We start from the raw sequence: 19,653 nt of genomic DNA, 5'->3' as shown, positions 1-19,653 counted from the left end.
TCTAGCTGATACTCCAATATGAAAAATAAAAATAATTTGAGTTTCTGGGAAGCTATTGCTCGCTTGATACTTAGAAATAGAATTTTAATTTTAATTGGAATATTAATTTTTACTATTTTTTGGATAGGTCAGTGGCAATATATACGTTTTACTTTTTCTGAAGCAAATTTATTACCTGATAAACACATAGATAATGTTAAATATAATGGATTCATAAAACAATTTGGAGATGAAGGAAATGTTTTACTTATAGCTGTTAAAGACTCAACTATTTTTAATGTAAAAAAATTTCAAGCATGGAATTCTTTGAATACAAAATTATCAGAATTAAATGAAATAGATTACACAATTGGCACTTCAAATCTTAAAAATTTAATCAAAAACATAGAAGAAGAAAAATTTGAAGTAAATCAAATTTTAAAAAATAATAATCTTAGCAAAGATGACATCTCTAAGTTTAAAGAAAAGTTATTTTTAGAACTTCCTTTTTATAATAATTTAATTTATAGCAAATCAAATGAGACATTACGATCTGTAATATATATGGATCCTTCTGTAGTTAATACTAAACAAAGAAAAATTTTCATTACTGATGTTTTTATCCCCCTTATAGAGTCTTTTGAAAAAGAAAACAATTTAGATCTTAAGGTTTCAGGCATGCCATATATTAGAACTTTAAATGCTCAAAACATAGTAGATGAGATTAGTGTTTTTGTTTTGTCTGCAATGGCTTTAACTTCATTTATTTTCTTTTTATTTTTCAGATCAATTCGAGCAACATTAATTTCGCTTTTAGTAGTTGTAATAGGGGTAATGTGGTCCTTTGGACTGCTTGGGTTTCTAGGTTATGAAATAACAGTTATAACAGCACTAATACCTCCATTAATAATTGTGATAGGTGTTCCAAACTGCATATTTTTAATTAATAAGTATCAACAAGAAGTTGCAAAACATGGGAATCAAATAAAATCTCTTCAAAGAGTCATTGTTAAAATTGGAAATGCAACTTTAATGACTAATTTAACAACTGCTTGTGGATTCGCAACATTCATTCTCACTGATAGTAAAATACTTAAAGAATTTGGAATTGTTGCGTCGATTAATATTTTCGGAATATTTCTACTTTCCTTATTTTTAATACCTATAATATATAGTTTTCTTCCAATTCCAAGTTCTAAACATTTAAAACATCTTAAAAATAAAGCAATTGATGAATTTGTTCAATGGATGGAAAATAATGTTAAGCACAATAGAATTAATGTTTATATAATTTCATTGTTAGGACTGATATTTGGAATAATTGGTATTTATCAAATTGAAATATCAGGAAGTTTGATTGAGGATATGCCAAAAAAATCTAATTTTTTTAAAGATCTTAAATTTTATGATGATGAGTTTTCAGGTGTTGTCCCAATAGAAGTTTTAATTGATACAAAACGAAAAAATGGAGTTTATAGCTTAGCTAATCTTAGACGAATAGATGAATTTCAAAATCACATTGAAGAATACCTAGAATTAGCTCCTCCAATATCAGTTATAAACGCATTTAAGTTTGCCAAACAAGCTTATTACAATGGAAATCCAAATTATTACAAACTACCCACGTCACAAGAAAACAGGTTCATATCTAAATATATAAATAATGCAAATAATGAAGTGAATTTATTATCCAATTATATTGATAGTACGGGACAATATGGAAGAGTAACTACTTTCATGAAAGACATTAATACTAAGCGGATTGAAGAAATAGAAAAAGGCTTGAAAGTAAGTCTTAAAAAAATATTTCCTTCAGAAAAGTTTGATGTATTATTAACAGGAAAATCATTACTTTTTTTAAAAGGAACAAAATATCTAGTTAAGAATCTTTTCTTGTCACTTTCACTAGCAATACTTTTGATTGCATTGTTTATGGCCTATATGTTTCGATCATATAAAATGATTATTATTTCTCTAATTCCAAACATACTTCCTCTAATTATTACAGCAGGTGTCATGGGATTTAGCGGAATACCTCTCAAACCATCAACTATACTTGTTTTTAGTATTGCTTTTGGTATTTCAGTTGATGATACGATTCATTTTCTAGCAAAATACAGACAAGAGTTAAGCTCAAATAATTGGAAAATTAAACCTGCTATTTATTCTAGTTTAAGAGAAACTGGAGTCAGCATGTTTTACACTTCGATTGTACTCTTCTTTGGATTTGCGGTTTTTATGACTTCTGATTTTGGAGGGACAGTTGCTCTAGGAGGTTTGGTTTCAGTTACATTACTTTTTGCAATGCTAGCAAACTTGATTTTACTCCCTTCTCTTTTAATATCTATGGAAGGAAAAGTGAGTAATGAAAAAGTTATGAAAAAACCCAAAATTAAAATTATAGAAGAAAATCAACAATGATATCTTAACACATATACTTGACCAAATTAGTATATTTGTGTTAGCTGAAATTATAAGCAATAATGAAAAAAATTGATGACCTTCTTAATGATAATAAGACAAAAAAAAATATTGAGGTTTATGGATGGGTTAAAACATTTAGAGGTAATAGGTTTATAGCAATAAACGATGGCTCTTGTATTACTAATCTTCAATGTGTAATTGATTATGAAAACACAGATAGTGCACTTTTAAAAAAAATTAATACTGGTGCTGCTGTTAAAATTATTGGAGATTTGATTGTAAGCCAGGGAAGTGGTCAAAATCTAGAAATAATTGTAAATGAAATATCAATAATTGGTGAATCAGATCCCGACTTATATCCAATTCAGCCAAAAAAACACAGTTTAGAGTTTCTTCGAGAAAAAGCACATTTAAGAATCCGGACAACAACTTTTAATGCAATAATGAGAATACGATCTATTCTTTCATTTGCAGTTCATGAATTTTTTCAAGAAAAAAAGTTTTACTATATAAACACCCCAATTATAACTGGAAGTGATGCTGAAGGTGCTGGAGAAATGTTTAAAGTAACTACTCTTTCGTCTGATATTTCCAAAAAAAATATTGATTATAAAAAAGACTTTTTTGGAAAAAAAACTCATTTAACTGTTTCGGGTCAACTTGAGGCAGAGAGCTATGCAATGGGACTTGGTAATGTTTATACATTTGGGCCAACATTTAGAGCAGAAAACTCTAATACAACAAGACACCTAGCAGAGTTTTGGATGATAGAACCTGAAATGGCTTTCTATGATTTAAATGATAATATGAATTTAGCAGAAGAGTTTATTAAATCTGTGTTAAGTAAAATTTTGTCAAAATGTAGTGAAGATTTAAAATTTCTTGATGATCGTCATAATCATGAACAAAAAAACAAACCCATGCTTGAAAGAAGTGAAATGGGTTTAATTGAAAAAATTAATTTTGTTGTAAATAATAATTTTAAAAGAATTACTTATACTGATTCCATAGATATTTTAAAAAACTGCAAACCTAACAAAAAAAATAAATTTAAATATAAAATTAATGAATGGGGTGTTGATTTACAAAGTGAACATGAAAGATTTTTAGTAGAAAAACATTTTAAGTGCCCAGTAATAATATATGATTATCCTGCCAGAATAAAAGCATTTTACATGCGAATGAATGAAGATCAAAAAACTGTTAGAGCAATGGATGTTTTATTTCCTGGTATTGGAGAAATTGTAGGGGGTTCTCAACGGGAAGAAAGATTAAATGTTTTGGAGAAAAGAATGAGAGACATGAAAGTTGATAAAAATGAATTGTGGTGGTATTTAGACCTTAGAAGGTTTGGAAGTGTTCCCCACAGTGGTTTTGGTTTAGGTTTTGAAAGATTAGTTCAATTTACAACAGGAATGGGAAACATTAGAGATGTAATCCCATTTCCTAGAACACCTCAAAACGCATCTTTTTAAATTTTACTTATATCTTATTTTTCTACCTTTGATATAAATAAAAAGTTTAATGCTCAAGCAACAACTTAACATAAAGCTATCTCAAAAACTTTCTCCTCAACAGATTCAGTTAATGAAGATGATTCAACTTTCTACATTAGAGTTTGAGCAAAAGATACAGAGTGAGATTGGTGAAAACCCTGCACTAGAAACTGGAAAAGAATCAACTACTGATGATTATGATGAATCTAAGATTAAAGAGACTGAAGATATTAATATTGATGAGTATTTAAATGATGATGAGATACCTTCTTATAGAACAGAAGTCAACAATTACAGTTCAGATGAAGATGATGGTAAAATAATCCCAGTTTCAGGAGGAATTTCGTTTCATCAGAACTTAAAAAGTCAAGCGCAAAATTTAATTTTGGATAAGAATGAAAATCCAATAGTAGATTTTTTAATTGGCAGCATTGATGAAAGTGGGTATATCAGACGCAATATCGATGATTTAGTGGATGATTTAGCATTTTCTCAAAACATATTTGTAACAATTAACGAAGTAAATACTGTTTTAAAAAAAGTTCAAACACTTGATCCTCCAGGTGTTGGGGCAAGAGATTTAAAAGAGTGTTTAATTCTTCAACTAAAAAGAAAGACAACTAAAAGTGAGATTTTAGAGTTAGCTCTAAAAATCATGATAGAATCTTTTGATGAGTTTTCAAGAAAACATTATCAAAAGCTTATTGATAAATATAAGATCACAGAGGAGACGCTAAAGCTAATTATTGAATCGATTTCAAAACTTAATCCCAAACCTGGGGGAACACTGTATAATGATAGTAGAACCAATCAAATTATACCTGATTTTATACTAACAATTGATGATGGAAAAGTAAATGTTACATTAAATAGGAGAAATGCTCCAGAGCTTCATGTTTCTCTTAATTATAAAGAAATGTTAATGGGTTATAAGGAGTCTTCGTCAAAAAATAAAGCTAATAACGAAGCGGTTCAATTTATAAAACAAAAGTTAGATTCTGCAAAATGGTTTATTGAAGCCATAAATCAAAGATATCAGACTTTATTTATTACAATAAAAGCCATAATTGATCATCAAAATGAATATTTTTTAACTGGTGATGAAAAATGTTTAAAGCCAATGATTTTAAAAAATATTGCTAATAAAATTAATATGGATATCTCAACCGTTTCAAGAGTTGCTAACAGTAAATATATAGATACTCCATATGGAATTAAGTTAGTTAAAAGTTTCTTCTCAGAAGGAATGAAGAATAATGATGGTGAAGATATTTCAAGTATTGAAGTAAAGAATATTTTAGAAGAACTTATATCAACAGAAAATAAAAAAAACCCTTTAGCTGATCTTGCTATTTCAGAAAGCTTAAAGGATAAAGGTTACATAGTAGCGAGAAGAACTGTAGCTAAATACAGAGAACAACTAGGTTTACCAGTAGCAAGATTGAGAAAAGAAATTTAATTATAAAAGATAAAAAATCAAGCCAATTGTCAGTAACTTGAATTGAGTAGTTTCATTATTTACAGAATCGACTAGTCTATTAGATAAGTCATATCCTAAGGAAAAATTCCATGTATTATATCCTAAATTTATAGTTGATAATGTTGTTATATTTTTTAACGAACTTAAGTTGTCAGAAATAAAATTATACTGAAGTTGACTACCTAGGTAGATTCTCCAGAAACTAAATGAAGTGGAGCTTGATGATCTCCACCTTATTTCAAAAGGCAAATTTAGTGAGATATATTTTGCTGAATTAAAACTCGGTGATATTAAACCCGTTTTAAAGTCTATATTAGACTGAAATTGAGTATAAGATGGTCCCAAACCCATCGCAATTGACCAATTTCCTTTTTTATTTAAAGGAAAGTCTCTGAGAAAACCAAAATGAATTTGACTAGAAAAATTATTTTGTTGGATCGATTGATTTACTCCTTTTATAAGGACATAATTAGCTCCTATATAAAATTGATCTTCTCTATATTTTAAATTATTTAGCGAGTCTGGAATGGAATAGTTTATCTGTCCATAAGAGAAGTATATACTAGTCAAAAATAAAAATATATAGTTGTAGCTCATAATGATTTATCTACTTAAAATTAAGTAAAAAAAAAAGCACCTTAAAGGTACTTTTTACAAAGTAAAAATACTTTAATTTATGTTTTGTGTATACTCACCAATTCGTGTTGTATAGTTTAGTTTTAAAGCATTAACTTTTCTTAGTTCTTGCTTTATATCACTAACCAAACCCATTTTTGTATCACCATCAACTTTTAATGCAGTTGTAAGTACATTTTGAAGTTCTTGCCTCTTAGAAGCTCTTTCAGCCAAAACAAAAGCTCCAACATCCTCAACTACAGAAAACTTATCGTTCAACTGAATACGTGCAGCTGATCCATATTTATCCTCATATCTTGAGGATGGTTTACCAGCATATATATACATTACTCTGTCTTTTTTATCCAATTTTTGAACTTGATCAGCAGCTGGAAGTGAGTTGTTTACCATTAAGGTACTATCTCTCATTACAGTGGCTACCATAAAAAAGAATAATAACATAAATACAATATCAGGAAGTGATGCAGTTGAAATTGCAGGTAATTCTCCTCCTTTTTTCTTTTTAAACTTAGACATATTAGCTTTTATTTGGTTCAGCCTCTGACAACTTCTGAGGATACATTAGTTTAACTATACTTAATTGTGGTTTGAGTTTTTCCTTTTCTCCTGGAGAAGTTCTTGGATCTGAATAACGACTATTGGCTTGAACAAAATTCATACCACTCATTGGATTTAATCTTAAATATTCTCTATTTCTTAGCTCATTATAAGCTGCAACTAATTCATTTTGAACAGCGATATATACTTTATAAGATGTTTCACGATCATTTTTTAAAGAAACAATAGCTTTGTCAGGATTATCTGAAGACGAAGGATTTTTTTTACCTTGGCAATAGTCACATGAATCTTCGCCTACTCCTCCCCCATTATCAAGAAACTCCATAGCCAATAACCTAACTTCTGATATGTCTGTTAATTCTTCTTCAACAAGTAATTGATTGTTTTTGTTTACTACAACAGTAAAAATATTTTTCTGTTTGATTACAGGTGGATCAATAACTTCTTCCATAGGAGGAAGCTTTCTATTAAGTCCACTATCGGTTTCAATAGTCGTAGTTACAAGAAAGAAAATCAAAAGCAGGAAAGCAATATCCGCCATTGAGCCTGCATTAACTTCTGGTGCTGATCTTTTTGGCATAATTATTTATTTTTTAATAATTTTTTTAATTGCTGAAAACATCATAGATCCAAATGCGATAACGGTAAGTATATAGAAAGATACAATCCCTGTACCTACTAGTCTTGAACCGCCAGCAGAAAGAACTTTATCGTCTTTCATAGGTGTTTCAACACCTTCAGAAACACCATAAGCTATAGCTATAACTAATAAAAACAGACCTGAAGCTATCATTGCTTTCTTTAGTTTTTTTGGATCAGAGGCTAAAGTAATAATTGAGAAAACTAATGTTACAACTATAGCAATTGATAAAATGATCAGAGCTAATGTTATGAGGGGGCTTACTGATGAGTAATCTCCCATACTAGCATTCATTTTGATTTGGTCATTGCCCAGACCCATTATTCTTAAAAGGAAAACAACACCTAATATACCTAATAAGCCACTTACTATTTTAATAATATTTTGAAAATTCATTTTTCGAAATGTTAGTTGATTTATTTTTTATTAGCTACAAGAATATCAATTAATGTAATTGAAGCATCTTCCATATCGTTTACTATACTGTCAATTTTAGCAATAATATAATTGTAAAAAACTTGAAGAATAATTGCTACTACTAGTCCAAAAACAGTAGTTAAAAGTGCAACTTTAATACCTCCAGCAACAAGAGATGGCTGCATGTCTCCAGCAGCTTCAATCTTATCAAAAGCTTGAATCATACCTATTACTGTCCCCATGAAACCAAGCATAGGAGCTAATGCGATAAATAAAGATATCCAAGAAACATTTTTTTCTAATTGACCCATTTGAACACCACCGTAAGCTACAACAGCTTTCTCGGCACTTTCAACACCTTCGTCCATACGGTCTAAACCTTGATAAAAAATAGATGCTACAGGTCCTTTTGTATCTCTACATAATTCTTTTGCAGCTTCTACTCCTCCCGAAGATAATGCTTCTTCTACTCCAGAAGTTAACTTTTGGGTATTGGTAGATGCTAAATTTAAATATATAATACGTTCAATTGCTATAGCTAATCCAAGGATTAAACAAATTAAAACGATTCCCATAAATCCTGGTCCTCCTTCTATAAAACGATTTTTTAATTCCTGTGTAAAAGATGGTGCTGCTATTTCTGCTTCATCAGCATCTTGAAAAGCAGTTACATTATCTATGTTATCGATAGAAATTGTATTTGCAGTTAAATTGTTGCTTAACATAAAAATACTCGCGGCAGCGAATGCAATGAATGATTTTTTCATTTTAATATAATTTTGTTCTTGTTAATTATGAGCGTTAAAGATAAAAAAAAATAGATATGTTTTATAATTTTTTAATCAGCTAAATAATAGTCTAACATTTAACAAAATAATTTAGTCAATTATTTATAAAAATTATAGAATTTCAACTCTATATTCTCTTTTTTATATTATTGTAAATTAATTATTTAACCGTTAATAATAATAAAAGACATAAAAAATATATCTTTGATGGAAATTAATAATCTAACTGAGCACCCACTTTACTCAAAAAAAATTTATCAAAAAAAATGCTGAATTTAGTTCAGTCATAAATTGGGTATAAAGTTACACTACACTTAAGAGCATTATTAAAGCTCTTCCTTATGAAATTTAACGATCTCGGCCTAGAGCCTTCGCTTTTAAAAGCAATACAAGAAAAAGGGTATACAAAGCCATCCCTAATCCAAGAAAAATCAATACCACTAATTCTAAAAGGAAAGGATGTTTTAGCATCTGCTCAAACTGGAACAGGAAAAACTGCTGGATTCACCCTTCCCTTACTCCAAATTCTTTTCAAACAAAATACTAGAAAAAATCGTAAAATACGAGCATTAGTTCTAACACCAACTCGTGAATTAGCTGCACAGGTATTTGAAAATGTGAAAGAATACAGTACTTATGTTGATATTCGTTCTACTGTAATTTTTGGAGGTGTAAATCAAAAGCCACAAGTATCTATTTTAAGAAAAGGAATTGATGTTTTAATTGCTACACCAGGACGATTATTAGATTTACACAATCAAAAATTTCTTTCATTATCCAATGTAGAAATTTTAGTGCTAGATGAAGCAGATAGAATGCTAGATATGGGGTTTCAACGTGATATAAATAAAATAATGAATCTGCTTCCTAGGCAAAGACAGAACCTCTTATTTTCTGCTACTTTTTCAAAGGAAATTAAAGCTCTTGCTAAAGGAATTTTAAATCAGCCTGTAATGATTGAAGCAACACCAGGAAATACTACTGTTGATGCTATAATCCAACGAGTTTACAAGGTTGATAAGAGTAGGAAAACAGAGCTCATAATCAAACTAATTAAGGAAGGTAATTGGTTTCAAGTACTAGTTTTCACCCGAACTAAGCACGGAGCAAACAAACTAACTAAAAAGTTAATTCAAGCAAATATATCTGCTGCTGCAATTCACGGAAATAAAAGTCAAGGTGCAAGAACAAAAGCATTGGCAGGGTTTAAAGAACGTTTGGTTAAAGTTTTAGTTGCAACAGATATTGCAGCAAGAGGACTAGACATTCCACTACTTCCTCATGTTATCAATTTTGAACTACCCAATGTTCCAGAAGACTACGTTCATCGCATTGGAAGAACTGGAAGAGCTGGAGCTAAAGGTGAAGCTGTTTCATTAGTTTGTGTAGATGAGAAAGTATATTTAAAAGATATCGAAAAATTAGTTGGAAGCTCCATTCCCTCAGAGACAAAAGAAGGTTTTGAACCTGATCCAAATATTAAACCTGATCCTATTAAACAAAAAGGAGGTAATCGTCATAAGTCAAACCATAATCGTTCCAAAAACTCTGGTCGATCGTCTGGAGGTTCTAGGAATTATAATCGCTAATATCCAGAAGCTTGACCGTCTTTTCGAGATTCTGAAGCACCGGTATAAACCTTGTTTTTAGTATCAACGCCAATTGCTTGATATCCTCCATATATACCAACTGAAAATGAAATATTATGTCCTTTTTTTCTTAATTCACGAATAGACTTAAAGTCAAAACCGCTTTCTAGGTTTAAAGTACCACCATTGGTCATTTTTGAACCTGTTGGCTGTGAACTTCCTCGATGACGCATTCTAGGAGCGTCTCCAGCTTCTTGAAGGTTCATCCCAAAATCTATCAAATTAATAACAATTTGAGCATGTCCTTGAGGCTGCACAGAACCTCCCATAAGGCCAAAGCTTATAAATGGTTTACCATCTTTAGTAATAAATGCCGGGATAATTGTATGAAATGGACGTTTACCTGGTTCAAGCGCATTTGCGTGATTACGATCTTGCACATTAAACATTTGACCACGATTTTGTAGCACAAAACCTAAACCATCAGGCACCATTCCTGAAGCAAACTCAGAATATATACTTTGAATAAGTGATACCATATTTCCGTCTTTATCAGCAACAGTTAAATAGGTGGTGTTTCCTGTTTCAATTTCTAGATCTCCAGCTTTATAAATTTTTGCAGCTTTATCGTCATCTATTAGAGCTCGCCTTTTCTCAGAATATTCTTTAGAAAGAAGTTCTTTTAAAGGTATTTTACTGAAACTTGGATCCGCATAAAATTTAGCACGGTCTTCATAAGCAAGCTTTTTGGATTCAGTTAGAACATGCAGATAATCAGCACTTCCAAACCCCATAGATGCTATGTCATATCCTTCTAATATATTTAACATTTGTAAAGCCGCAGTACCTTGTCCATTTGGAGGTAATTCCCAAATATCATATCCGCGATAGTTAGAAGATACAGGCTCAATCCAATTAGACTTATGACTTGCAAGATCTTCATAAGAAAGAAAACCATTATGTTTAGACATAAACGCGTCTATAGTTCGGGCAATCTCTCCTCTATAAAAAGCATCTCTTCCCTTTTTGGCAATTTTCTCATAAGTATTGGCTAAATCAATATTTTTAAATATTTCACCTTTTTTTGGAGGTTTTCCATTTATCAAGTATGTTTCTGCAAAACCAGGAATTTCAACTAGGTTTTTATAATTAGATTCCATTTCATAAGCTATTACTTCAGAAACAGGAAAACCATTTCTACTGTAATCTATAGCGGGTTGTAAAATCTCAACCATTGGTAAGACACCAAACTTATTATGCATTTCAAACCAGCCGTCAACACAACCAGGCACAGAAACTGGTAAGGGTCCGTAAAACGGAATATATTTCATCTGTTTATCAATAAAGTAATCAATATTTAAAGATTTTGGAGCCCTACCGCTCCCATTAAAACCATATAATTTCTTTTCCTTAGCGCTCCAAATTATAGCAAAAATATCTCCCCCTATTCCACAACTTGCAGGCTCTACTAACCCAAGCACTGCATTTGCTGCAATAGCTGCATCCATTGCACTACCTCCTTTTTTAAGAATATCTAAAGCTACCTGAGTAGCTAAAGGCTGACTAGTTGCAGCCATTCCGTTTTGAGCAAGAACTTCTGAACGAGTTGTAAAAATTTCTCCTGTAAGTCGATCTTGACTCCAAGAATGTGAAGTGAAGTTAAAAAGTAAAATGAACCCTAATAATGCTCTCATTATAATTGATTTTGAATTTATTAATTAAAGTACTGAATTATTTTATATCGAAGAAAACCTAACTATTAAACAACAAAACCTTACACCAAAAAAACCCCTATTATATAATAGGGGTTTACAAAGATAGTTGCAGAGAGGAAGGCTCTTGTACTATTATATAAAATGTTAATTCCCATCGCAACCAGGTTTGGCATCTAAATCTGATTCCAAACGCACATTGCCCAATCCAATATCAATACCTGTTCGTGCTTTGATTACTAATGCAGAAGTGATATTGGTCATATCTAGTCCTAATTTTTCAAAACAGCTTAAGCTTATTCTATACTCGTTCCAGTCACCACTTATGGTAATGTCTAATGTGTTATCGCAGGTAGCACTGTCATCACATTGGCCAATTTGTACAACAGCATCAGAACCAGTAAATGATTTTGCATTAAAAGTTAATTCCATAGCCCCATTTGACTGACGTGCCATATCATTTGACTTAGCAGAAGAAATACGCAAATAATCTCCATCAGATTTGGTCCAGTTAATTCGTAAGGCATCTTCTTGAGCTATATGGTCTGTTTTACTTATAATCAATCCGCCGACAGATGTTGGGAAGCTTACGATTTGCTTTATCAAATCTCCAGAGCTTAGCCATAAACTCCAAGGAGCAACTGCAGTTCCTTTGCTGAAGAATTTACCTGTTGAAGCTACGTCGCTATTTTCTAATCCGGATTTTTCTGGGAATACATCAAGATTCTCTGTACTAGCATAGTTAAGTCCGTACCCAAATTTAAATAGAGCTTCATTGTTTTCAGAAACTACAGCGCTGGCTGGCCATGTAAAAGACAATCGACCCATGAAATCGTATGATGGATCTCTTTGGAATAATAGATCAGAAACACCCCCCCCTTCACTTCCAGGCAACCATGCAGCAACAAATGCATCAGAATTATTAATCTCTGTATTCGTCCACATTGGCCGTCCGGATAAGAATACAGATACTACAGGAATTCCTTTGTTTTTATAAGTAGCCAATTTATTAACGTTAAATCCGTTGGGAACAAAGTCTAAGTTGTCACGATCTCCTTGAAATTCTGCGTAAGGATCTTCTCCATATACCGCAATCACAGCATCAGCTTTTATAGAAGTATCACCATTTGGAGAGAAAATTACTTTTCCGCCTGCTTCATTAACGACTTCTTCAATGCCTTGTAAGATAGATGCCCCATTCGGGAATTCATCGTTTGTATGACCAGTTCCTTGCCAAGAAAGTGTCCATCCACCACTGGCTTTAGAAATACTAGCAGCACCATCTCCAACAACCAATATTGTATTAGAAGCATCAATAGGCAATACTTGGTTGTTATTTTTAAGCAGTACCATAGATTCTCTTACCGCTTGTCTTGCAATGGCTCTGTGTTCTGGCAAGCCCAAAAAGCTTTCGTTACCCGCATTGGGACGGGTACTCGGAGCACCTTTATGAAAAATACCTGATGCGAGTTTTACTCTAATAATACGACGAACGGCATCGTCTAAACGTTCCATAGGAATGGTTCCATCTTTTACTTGTTGTAGAGTGCTTTGATACAGGCCTTTCCAACTATCTGGCGCCATATACATATCCAATCCTGCATTTAACGATTGTGCACAATCTGTATTGGTACATCCTGGTACCTGACCGTGACCATTCCAGTCACCAACTACAAATCCATTGAAACCCATTTTTCCTTTCAATACATCGGTTAACAATTCTTTATCGCCGTGTAGTTTTCTTCCTTGCCAACTAGAAAATGAAACCATAACTGTTTGCACACCAGCAGGAATAGCACTGTAATATCCAGCAGCATGAACTATACTTAATTCTTCTTCACTAATCAAAGCATCACCTTGATCTACTCCGTTTTGAGTAGCACCATCAGCTAAAAAATGCTTGGCACTAGAAATTACTTTTCCATCGCCCATAAAATCGTCTGCACCAAATTCTCCTTGTAAACCAATTACAATACGGTCTCCATAAGACTGCACAATTTGAGGGTTTTCTGAAAACCCTTCATAACTTCTTCCCCATCTCAAATCTTGGGGTACTGCAAGGGTAGGAGCAAAAGTCCAATCATGTCCAGACACGGTTAATTCATGTGCAGTAACACGTGCAATTTTTTCAATTAAATCAGGATTGTTCATGGCGCCTAAGCCAACATTGTGAGGAAAAACAATGGCGCCCTTTAAATTGGCATGCCCATGCACGGCATCAATTCCCCAAATGATAGGAATAGCTATTTCAACACCCTCATTATCAATTGAGGCATTGTAGTATTTGTCTGCCATTTCAAGCCACGTTTTTGAGTCGGCATATGGCAATGGACCCGGAGCAGAATTTCCTCCACTCAATACAGAGCCCAATCGGTATTCTTTTAATTCTTCCGGAGTTATAGACCCACTATCGCCCTGAATTACTTGGCCTACCTTTTGTTCTAAAGTAAGTTTAGGAAGTATTTCATCAATTTGAGCTTCAATAGTAGGGTCTAATGGTAAAGGCTCTAAAGTGGTCCATAAATCGTTGCTTTTAGATTCTTTTGATGGATTACAACTTAAAAAAAGGATGGATGTCACACACAACATGAGCGCAACATAACAAAGAGATTTGGTTGTTTGCATTTTGTAATTTTTAGTTTTTAGTTTTTAGTTTTTAGTTTGGTACTCATATACCTTTTGTAAATGCTTAAAGATAATAAGAAGAAAGTATATGAAGTTAAAATAAAACTATTCTACAGGATAGGAAAATAAAGTTATTTTAAAGTATCCAATTCTTAAGGCAGTTTATAGTGAAAGGATGAATAAAATCATAAGAATATTATGATGGATCTATAACTTTTGGCTAAATGGACACTAAAAAAACAAACCCTCACTAATAGCAAGGGCTCACAAAGATAGTTGCAGAGAGGAAGGGATTCGAACCCTCGATACGCTTTTGACATATACACGCTTTCCAAGCGTGCGCCTTCGACCACTCGGCCACCTCTCTAAATTCTCGGCTAAATAACTAAAAAAAATAAACTTTATTTGATTTTGGTTAATTTATTGCTAATTATAATTTTATTATTTTTGAGTAAATGAAAAAGTTATTCCTTCTTGCTTTTATTTTAGTCTTTTCTTGCACAAAGGATGAGCCTCGTAATTTTTTTTTATCTGTAATTGCTAACACAGGAGGTACTGTAAGTATAGTAGGAGGAAAATATGATGCTGAAGGTAAATACGTTTCTGTTGGAGAAGAGTATGCAGGAGGAAAAGTTGTTTCAATTAAAGCAACTCCCGATGATGAATATCGATTTGTGAATTGGTCCAATGGATCTATACAGAATCCACTTAACGTTACAGTGAATTCAGATATTATGATCAATGCTAATTTTCAAAAAGCAAAGTATAATTTAATTTTATCAGCTTATGGTAAAGGAACAATTAAAGAGGAATTGGTTTCTTCTGGTAAAGGTTCTGATCCTAGATATAATTCAGGTAGTTTAGTTCGATTAACTGCAACACCTGATTTTGGACACAGATTTACTGGATGGGCCGGAGATTTAACATCTACAGATAATCCTGTTGAAGTTAATGTAAACTCTGCTAAAACGATATTAGCAGTCTTTGATTTAATTACAGTTAACCTTCAAGTTAATATTGAAGGAGAAGGAGAAGTTTTAGAGGAAACCTTAGAGGTTATTAGTACAGGAAACACCAACTATGATTTTGGGGATACTGTTCGTTTAACTCCTCAACCAGCAGAAGGTTTTGACTTTATTTCTTGGAGTGGAGACCACACAGGAGTTGAAAACCCTCTAGAACTCACTCTTACAGAATCTAAAACTATACAAGCTAATTTTGATTTTGAACTTTTTAATAGAGGAGTAGGTAAGTGGAAAATAAGAAAAAAGACTTCAAATAAACTACCTCTTTGGGACATACATAGTATTATACTTAGAAGAAACTATACCTATACTGTAAACTCTAATTCAGGACAAAATAACGGAAACTTTGAGGTAAGATCTAATACAGAAATAGAATTATTAGGCTATGGAAGTATTAGTGATGCTGACTTAACCCCAAGTCAGGATAATTCAACTAGTCCTTGGAGTAATTTCAATTTTAACCTAAGTGTACCTGGCCAATTTGAAGGAGCAATAGAAAGTGAAGTTGATGAAAACTATGAAACTGAAGTAAGCGAAACGGGTGATGTTCTGGATAAAACTTATATTCCTGATGATAATTTTGAGCAAAGGTTAATTGATTTAGGTTTTGATGATATATTAGATGATTACGTTAATACTTCAACCATATCCTCTATTGAATCGTTTCGAGCAGATAATTCAACGGAACAGGGTACTATTTATGATTTAACTGGAATTGAAGATTTCATAAGTCTAAAAGAAATATTTTTTGATAATAATGAGATTAATGAAGTTGATTTTTCTAACAATATTTACTTAGAAAATCTTTCTATTCACTCCAATAATTTAACAGAAATAGACCTTACAAATAATGTTAATCTAACAAATGTTACTATTCATCATAATCAGATTGAGTCAATCAATTTAGAAAATAATTCATTATTAGAAAGACTACTTGCCTGGAATAATATTTTATCATCAATTAATATTTCCAATAACCCTAATTTAGATGAACTAAATCTAAATGGAAATTATTTAACTAATATAGATGTTTCAAATGCTTCAAAGCTTAAAATACTTAGTTTAAGAAATGACTGCTCAGAGTGCTCAACAATGCAAATTAGCTCTATAGATTTGTCAGGCAATCCACTTCTAGAACATGCAGATTTTTACAGAAACACTTTGGTTTCCATTGATGTTTCAAATAATCCTAGTCTAAGATTTTTAGCATTAAACAATATCAATACATTTAATGGAGTTATTAATCTTTCAAATAATCCAAATCTAGAAGAACTCATTTGCACTTGCCAAGCCAAAAATCTAGATGTTTCTAATAATTTAGAACTTAAAAGACTTTCAATGGTAAATAACGATTTGTCTGAAATTGATTTGTCAAACAATACAAAACTAGAAGAGTTAAACCTTTCTAACAACAAACTCATCTCTTTGGATGTTTCCAATAATCCATTGCTTATAGATCTTGACTCTCAGGGTAATTTAGATCTTAATTGTATAAATACAAGTTCAGATCAATTATTAAACATACCCTCAGATTGGGTTAAAAGCGATAATACACAATATTCTGATGAATGTGATGTGATTTTACAAACAACAAATATTCCTGATAATAATTTTGAGCAAGCACTAATAGATTTTGGATATGATGATGTATTAGACGGTGTTGTTTTAACGAGTAATATTAAACAAGTTGCATTTTTAGACCTTACTGATAAAAATATAAATGATTTAACAGGAATTCAAGACTTTATCATGTTAGAATCTATTACATCCAATATCGGTAATGAAATTGAAGGAGTTTTAGATTTATCTTCTAATACAAACCTTAGTTATGTTGACCTAGCTAACAATCAACTTTCAGAATTGTACCTGAATAATAATTCTAATTTGTTAGACCTTTATGTTTATAACAATCCTACTTTATCAATACTTGAAATAGAAAATTCTCCAAATCTTCAGTTCCTTAATATTCATGATAATTTGGTAACTGATCTTGATCTTTCAAATTCTCCTAAAATAAACAAAATGAGAATATGGAATTCGAAATTAGAAAGTCTTGATTTATCTAATCAAACTGAATTAGAAGTTTTAAGAGCCCAAAACATTTTTAAATCAGCAGGTAAATCTATCGATCTTTCAAACAACCCTTTAATTAAAATTATTGATTTAAGGAATAATTTTATTGATAATATAGATTTATCGAATAATACGAATGCTGAAATAGTTGTTTTATCAGAAAATGATTTAAACTCAATTGATTTATCAAGCAATTCTCAAATCAGAATATTATCCCTACAGGTAAATAATTTATCATCATTGGATTTGTCATCAATTAATAATCTTACTCTATTTAGGGGGTTAAACAATGAGTTTGATTGTGTTACTTTAAGTGAGACACAAATTAATAATATACCACCTAGTTGTCTAGATCTTGGAATTCCAGATAATTTTAATCCTCAAGATCCTAATCAGGAAGCTTGCTATGGATGGGAGTTAGTTGATTTATCAAATAGTTATGATTATACCTCCACCTGGGTTCTTGATGAAGGGGTTTCTTTCTCATTGAGTTGTGGTGCAGTAAAAACAAATATTCCTGATGATAATTTTGAACAGGCACTAATAGATTTGGGATATGATGATGTAATGGATGATTATGTTTTAACATCCAATATAAATGAAGTTACCGCTCTTGAAATAAGTGATAAAAACATATCCGACCTAACAGGAATTGAAGACTTTTTAGCATTACAAGATTTATTTTTAAAAAATAATAGCGTGTCAGTTCTAGACCTGTCCAATAACATTAATCTTTTACAGTTAGATGCTGATTTTAACGGAATTACTTCATTGGATGTGTCTAACAGCTCTAATTTGAATTATATAACAGCTGGATGGAATAACTTAACCTCTATAGATTTATCTTCAAATACCAATCTAACTTCTTTGCAATTAACAAGCTCTGGTCCAGAATATACAAATCAAATAGCTTCCATTGACTTATCAAACAATACCCTACTTACTTATCTGAGTCTTGGAAATTTAGATATTACTTCAATTGATTTATCAAATAATTTAGAACTAAATCATTTATATATAAATGAAAATCAACTCACCTCTTTAGATATTTCAAATAACAGCAAGCTTAAATATATTTATGCAACTATCAACCCAATTACATCTATAGACGTTTCAAATAATACAGAACTTGAGGTATTAGAATTACAAAATGTTGAATTGACTTCTTTGGATGTTACTAATAACTTAGAGCTTTCACTTCTTTGGGTAAACAATTCACCCTTAAGCTCATTAGATGTATCAAACAATACTAAACTGATATCATTTTATGCTGAAGGGATGACCTCAAGTTTTAATTGTATTAAAGTTAATTCAGATCAACTAGCTAATATTCCTTCTGATTGGACAAAAGATGAATTAACAGAATATTCACTGAATTGTAATGAGGTAAGAACATATGTCCCAGATGATAGTTTTGAACAGGCACTCATTGATTTGGGATATGATGATATTTTGGATGATTATATAAATACAGCTGATATTGAAAGTGTAACTAGCCTTCAAATGCAAAATAGAACACCTAAAATATTTGATTTGACTGGAATAGAAAGCTTTATTTCTCTTCAAATTTTAAATGTTACTGAAAATAATATTGAAACACTTAATCTTTCTAATAATATAAATCTTTTACGACTTGATGCAGATAATAGTCAGGTTAACACAATTGATGTTTCTAATAGCCCTGATTTAAATTATCTTTCTGCTGTTGGAAATGGATTTGAATCTCTGGATGTTACTAACAATCCATTATTGGAAGCATTATTTCTTGATCGCTGCAATATTCCGACAATTGATTTATCTAATAATACTCTTTTAACTAGCCTAACCTTGGATGGAGTGGGAACTCTAACTTCTATAGATTTATCAAATAACTCTTTATTAACAATTTTGGGGTTAGCCTCAACCCAACTTGATGTAATAGACTTATCAAATAATTTAAATCTTGAAGAGTTATATATTAATAATAATAAATTAACCTCTTTAGATTTATCTGCAAACACATTACTTAAAAATCTAGAATTAGGAAATACTGGATCTGGACAAACAAATCAAATGACCTCTATTGATCTAACAAACAATGTATCACTTGAAAGAATCACTCTTGGAAACATAGGTCTTACTTCTATTGATTTATCAAAGAATATAAATCTCACAAGTTTATATTTAACTGCAAACCAGCTTACTTCGTTGGATGTTTCAAACAACAGTGAG

The 19,653-nt window shown here is 31.4% G+C and carries 12 protein-coding genes and 1 tRNA gene; 5 read left to right on the top strand and 8 right to left on the bottom strand.

Going from position 1 to position 19,653, the window contains the following annotated elements:
* Positions 1 to 18 precede the first annotated feature (18 nt).
* From AC34EU_RS06570 to rpoN, 3 genes are all read left to right on the top strand, one after another.
* A complete protein-coding gene (locus tag AC34EU_RS06570; protein WP_487533065.1) occupies positions 19 to 2,400 on the top strand; it encodes an efflux RND transporter permease subunit in 2,382 nt (793 codons plus the stop codon).
* A gap of 62 nt (positions 2,401 to 2,462) precedes the next feature.
* Positions 2,463 to 3,878, top strand: a complete 1,416-nt coding sequence (gene asnS, locus AC34EU_RS06565; protein WP_489696117.1) for an asparagine--tRNA ligase — start codon at positions 2,463 to 2,465, stop codon at positions 3,876 to 3,878.
* A 49-nt stretch (positions 3,879 to 3,927) separates the two neighbouring features.
* Entirely contained in the window at positions 3,928 to 5,358 is a 1,431-nt protein-coding gene (gene rpoN, locus AC34EU_RS06560; RefSeq protein WP_489666880.1) for an RNA polymerase factor sigma-54, read from the top strand.
* Here rpoN and AC34EU_RS06555 read toward each other — a convergent pair whose 3' ends face one another.
* The 5 genes from AC34EU_RS06555 to AC34EU_RS06535 all read right to left on the bottom strand — a co-directional run bounded on the left by AC34EU_RS06555 (position 5,359) and on the right by AC34EU_RS06535 (position 8,397).
* Entirely contained in the window at positions 5,359 to 5,976 is a 618-nt protein-coding gene (locus AC34EU_RS06555; protein ID WP_487533062.1) for a hypothetical protein, read from the bottom strand.
* A 72-nt stretch (positions 5,977 to 6,048) separates the two neighbouring features.
* A complete protein-coding gene (locus AC34EU_RS06550) occupies positions 6,049 to 6,531 on the bottom strand; it encodes an ExbD/TolR family protein (RefSeq protein WP_487533061.1) in 483 nt (160 codons plus the stop codon).
* A 1-nt stretch (position 6,532) separates the two neighbouring features.
* Entirely contained in the window at positions 6,533 to 7,153 is a 621-nt protein-coding gene (locus AC34EU_RS06545; protein ID WP_487533060.1) for an ExbD/TolR family protein, read from the bottom strand.
* Between the two features lie 6 nt (positions 7,154 to 7,159).
* Positions 7,160 to 7,609, bottom strand: a complete 450-nt coding sequence (locus AC34EU_RS06540; protein WP_487533059.1) for a hypothetical protein — start codon at positions 7,607 to 7,609, stop codon at positions 7,160 to 7,162.
* Between the two features lie 20 nt (positions 7,610 to 7,629).
* Positions 7,630 to 8,397, bottom strand: coding sequence for a MotA/TolQ/ExbB proton channel family protein (locus AC34EU_RS06535; RefSeq protein ID WP_487533058.1), 768 nt, complete (start codon positions 8,395 to 8,397; stop codon positions 7,630 to 7,632).
* A gap of 362 nt (positions 8,398 to 8,759) precedes the next feature.
* On the opposite strand from AC34EU_RS06535, the gene AC34EU_RS06530 reads away from it, so the two are divergent.
* On the top strand, positions 8,760 to 10,007 hold the full coding sequence (locus tag AC34EU_RS06530; protein WP_487533057.1) for a DEAD/DEAH box helicase: 1,248 nt from the start codon (positions 8,760 to 8,762) through the stop codon (positions 10,005 to 10,007).
* On the opposite strand, the gene ggt is transcribed toward AC34EU_RS06530, so the two are convergent.
* From ggt to AC34EU_RS06515, 3 genes are all read right to left on the bottom strand, one after another.
* Positions 10,004 to 11,701, bottom strand: a complete 1,698-nt coding sequence (gene ggt / locus AC34EU_RS06525; RefSeq protein ID WP_487533056.1) for a gamma-glutamyltransferase — start codon at positions 11,699 to 11,701, stop codon at positions 10,004 to 10,006. The two genes, AC34EU_RS06530 and ggt, sit on opposite strands and share 4 nt — an antisense overlap.
* A gap of 165 nt (positions 11,702 to 11,866) precedes the next feature.
* Positions 11,867 to 14,308, bottom strand: coding sequence for a glycoside hydrolase family 3 protein (locus tag AC34EU_RS06520; RefSeq protein WP_489696116.1), 2,442 nt, complete (start codon positions 14,306 to 14,308; stop codon positions 11,867 to 11,869).
* 315 nt (positions 14,309 to 14,623) lie between these two features.
* A tRNA-Ser gene (locus tag AC34EU_RS06515) sits at positions 14,624 to 14,711 on the bottom strand.
* A gap of 88 nt (positions 14,712 to 14,799) precedes the next feature.
* Between AC34EU_RS06515 and AC34EU_RS06510 the strand changes: the two genes are divergently transcribed.
* The coding region (locus AC34EU_RS06510) for an InlB B-repeat-containing protein (RefSeq protein ID WP_489696115.1) at positions 14,800 to 19,653 on the top strand (4,854 nt) is incomplete at its 3' end.

This window comes from Candidatus Marivariicella framensis (assembly GCF_982709265.1).
Note: the sequence above shows the minus strand (reverse complement) of the source record. Positions and strands in the feature narration are given on the sequence as shown.

What these genes read in the sequence shown, in the direction of transcription:
- ggt (WP_487533056.1), bottom strand. Translation starts at nt 11,701, where the DNA reads ATGAGAGCATTATTAGGGTTCATTTTACTTTTTAACTTCACTTCACAT.
- AC34EU_RS06535 (WP_487533058.1), bottom strand. Translation starts at nt 8,397, where the DNA reads ATGAAAAAATCATTCATTGCATTCGCTGCCGCGAGTATTTTTATGTTA.
- AC34EU_RS06570 (WP_487533065.1), top strand. Translation starts at nt 19, where the DNA reads ATGAAAAATAAAAATAATTTGAGTTTCTGGGAAGCTATTGCTCGCTTG.
- AC34EU_RS06550 (WP_487533061.1), bottom strand. Translation starts at nt 6,531, where the DNA reads ATGTCTAAGTTTAAAAAGAAAAAAGGAGGAGAATTACCTGCAATTTCA.
- AC34EU_RS06520 (WP_489696116.1), bottom strand. Translation starts at nt 14,308, where the DNA reads ATGTTGTGTGTGACATCCATCCTTTTTTTAAGTTGTAATCCATCAAAA.
- AC34EU_RS06555 (WP_487533062.1), bottom strand. Translation starts at nt 5,976, where the DNA reads ATGAGCTACAACTATATATTTTTATTTTTGACTAGTATATACTTCTCT.
- AC34EU_RS06530 (WP_487533057.1), top strand. Translation starts at nt 8,760, where the DNA reads ATGAAATTTAACGATCTCGGCCTAGAGCCTTCGCTTTTAAAAGCAATA.
- rpoN (WP_489666880.1), top strand. Translation starts at nt 3,928, where the DNA reads ATGCTCAAGCAACAACTTAACATAAAGCTATCTCAAAAACTTTCTCCT.
- asnS (WP_489696117.1), top strand. Translation starts at nt 2,463, where the DNA reads ATGAAAAAAATTGATGACCTTCTTAATGATAATAAGACAAAAAAAAAT.
- AC34EU_RS06545 (WP_487533060.1), bottom strand. Translation starts at nt 7,153, where the DNA reads ATGCCAAAAAGATCAGCACCAGAAGTTAATGCAGGCTCAATGGCGGAT.
- AC34EU_RS06540 (WP_487533059.1), bottom strand. Translation starts at nt 7,609, where the DNA reads ATGAATTTTCAAAATATTATTAAAATAGTAAGTGGCTTATTAGGTATA.